This is a genomic window from Holdemanella sp. (assembly GCF_056804935.1).
Genome location: NZ_DBMEXE010000097.1, coordinates 3,410 through 5,850 on the forward strand (window position 1 = coordinate 3,410; position 2,441 = coordinate 5,850).

A 2,441-nucleotide genomic window follows, 5' to 3' on the forward strand; every position below is an offset into this window, starting at 1 on the left:
TAGACGATATTCAATATAAATACTATCATTTTATAACCACTTAATTAATTTCCAATAAACTCTTCATACCAATACGTATAATAAATAGTTCCACACTCTGTTTGATGTGTATCTACTCCATAATGAGAACTAAACCATCCTTCCCTTATAGCTGCTTCATTTAAAGCTGCTTTAGCTGCACTATTAGCCTCATCATAAGATGTATAAGCACCATAAGGAATTGTATCATCACAAGCTGGTATTTCTTCACGTACTAGAATGATCTCTCTTTCACCATTATCTTCAGGTTGTGGTGTTTTCTTTACTTCTGGAACATATGTATCATTTGAATTTTCTTCAATTGGTGCACTATATTCCTGTACCTGATTATTTGAATTTGAATACTCTTGTGCAACAGGTACACTTTCATTGGATTCTACATTTTGTTCCTCTTGTACTTGTACTTCTACCTCTTCCACTTTCTCTTTATTCTCCTTTACTTCATTTTCTTGTACACTAGAACATCCCACTAACAACATACTTAACACTAAACTCATACCGAATAATTTTTTATTTAACATTTTCATTACCTCACCTTTAAAATTAACATTCCAATAAATAAGAGCGTAAATATTAAGCTCCATACATTTCTTTCTACAATCAACAGCAATTCTTTATATGTAAAATCAGACAAACAACTACAATAGATTCCATTAAAACATTTTCTTTGAAAAGGACTCAGCCTCAAATACTTAACACTTTCTTTCACACTCAACTGATAGAGCACAATCAAATCAATTCCTTTTTTATCTAAATATCTACCCAACCAATCCATTTCGTGTTGCATACCAACATCTCCTTTTTAAAAACCCATACTCATCTGGACTTGTTGATCAAACATTTGTTGTTGCTGATCAAATATTTGTTGCTGCTGTTGATTAGCCATTTCATTTTGTTGTTGTACTATCATATCTTGTTGCTGCAAATACATTTCAACCTCTTCATTAAAACGACGAAATTCTTCTCTAAACAATGCTTCATCTTGCATCGCAACCTCTCTAAAATAGGCTAGTTGCTCATCTGTGAAACCTCCGTAGTATTGTGCTAAATCCAATTCTGCATCTACCCATTCTTCATAAGATGCAAAATTTTGTTCTTGAAATGTAGATGGATCTTCATAATCAACACCACCATTACTTGCACACCCTGTAAAACACACTAACATTACTAATAAACCAATAACCTTTTTCATTTTCATTTCCTCCTTATTTACCTCTTCACTATATAAGACGAAGTAATTCTTCAATTGGTTGTATAAAATTTAAATTTTTTTTATTTTTAATACATCTGATACAAATTATTCATAAAATTATAAATATCCATATTGGCTTCCAGTAGTTTTTCTGGATAATTGATATACATTTCACCTGCATCCGCAAAGAATTCTGCGGTATCATCTCTACCATACTCCCCTAAACAACCTGGAGCCATTTCATGTAATCTTTGCCATTCATAACCATCGGAAATACCAAGATATGTATAATAATTCCCATGTACAAAATCAAAGATATGTGTTAATTCATGACTCACCGTTCCTTTTTGATTGTGAATTTCATTTACATCCATCTGTAGTGTAATTGACAAATCATCTGAAGATGCATATGCATAGGTTCCAAAACCTCTATTATCAATATCAACATCATCTGCAATTGCTACTGCATCAAAATTTTGAGGTTCACAAAATTTAATCAACCGACAATTATCCAATAAGAACTGCGGCTGCGTTCTAATAAATTCATCCACATATTTCTGAACATCTCCAGCCTTTAAATTATTGCCAGGAAGAATCTCAATTGTAGGTAAACCCTCATAATATAAATATTGTTCTGTAATAATCTGGTTGTATGCCTCTTCCTGCTGTCTAAGAATCTCATTATATTGCTCCTTAGCCGATACATAATCTGAGTGAACCGGACTCAAAACTAAAATCAATGCACAGCAAATGATTCCCAACAATCCAAATTTCACAAACTTATTTGTCTTAGGCTGTTTCTTTTCAATATAACTCAAACAATCCGCTACATCATCCAAATCAAAATGATCTTGATAATAATCATAAACACCTTGTTTTGTTTCTTCATCCAACGTTTCAAACTTCTCTAAATCAGACACTGAAAACTTTGTACGAATATATTCCTCCGTTAAAATATTAGGATCTATCTTTTCCTTATGATAAGTCAAAACCAATACCAACAATCCACTTAACAATCCAACTAAGAATGAAACCTCAAAATCAAAACCATTAATAAGCGCCTGATCAACCATATTAATTTCTTCAGTCACAATTAAATCCTGGTATCCATATAACATGAAAAACACACCTACAAATACTAAAATCGATAAAAACACTTTATTTTTAGTCATACTAAATCTCTCCTTCTTACTTTGTTTTTTTATCTTTA

General features: G+C 31.8%; 4 protein-coding genes. All 4 read right to left on the reverse strand.

Translation table 11 applies throughout. The features are described from left to right. Positions 1-44: 44 nt before the first annotated feature. Positions 45-566 carry a hypothetical protein gene (locus ACZQCL_RS05680; RefSeq protein ID WP_482482158.1) on the reverse strand — a complete coding sequence of 174 codons (522 nt, stop codon included), beginning with the start codon at positions 564-566 and terminating at the stop codon, positions 45-47. Next, positions 566-826 carry a hypothetical protein gene (locus ACZQCL_RS05685; protein ID WP_118116528.1) on the reverse strand — a complete coding sequence of 87 codons (261 nt, stop codon included), beginning with the start codon at positions 824-826 and terminating at the stop codon, positions 566-568. The genes ACZQCL_RS05680 and ACZQCL_RS05685 overlap by 1 nt, the downstream gene beginning before the upstream one ends. Before the next feature lie 15 nt (positions 827-841). Continuing rightward, complete coding sequence (locus tag ACZQCL_RS05690; RefSeq protein WP_482482160.1) at positions 842-1,231, reverse strand: hypothetical protein; 390 nt, start codon at positions 1,229-1,231, stop codon at positions 842-844. Positions 1,232-1,317: 86 nt separating this feature from the next. Beyond that, a complete protein-coding gene (locus ACZQCL_RS05695) occupies positions 1,318-2,403 on the reverse strand; it encodes a hypothetical protein (protein WP_482482162.1) in 1,086 nt (361 codons plus the stop codon). Positions 2,404-2,441: the final 38 nt, after the last annotated feature.

Coding starts and splice junctions, on each gene's coding strand:
- ACZQCL_RS05680 (WP_482482158.1), bottom strand. CDS start 566: ATGAAAATGTTAAATAAAAAATTATTCGGTATGAGTTTAGTGTTAAGT.
- ACZQCL_RS05685 (WP_118116528.1), bottom strand. CDS start 826: ATGCAACACGAAATGGATTGGTTGGGTAGATATTTAGATAAAAAAGGA.
- ACZQCL_RS05690 (WP_482482160.1), bottom strand. CDS start 1,231: ATGAAAAAGGTTATTGGTTTATTAGTAATGTTAGTGTGTTTTACAGGG.
- ACZQCL_RS05695 (WP_482482162.1), bottom strand. CDS start 2,403: ATGACTAAAAATAAAGTGTTTTTATCGATTTTAGTATTTGTAGGTGTG.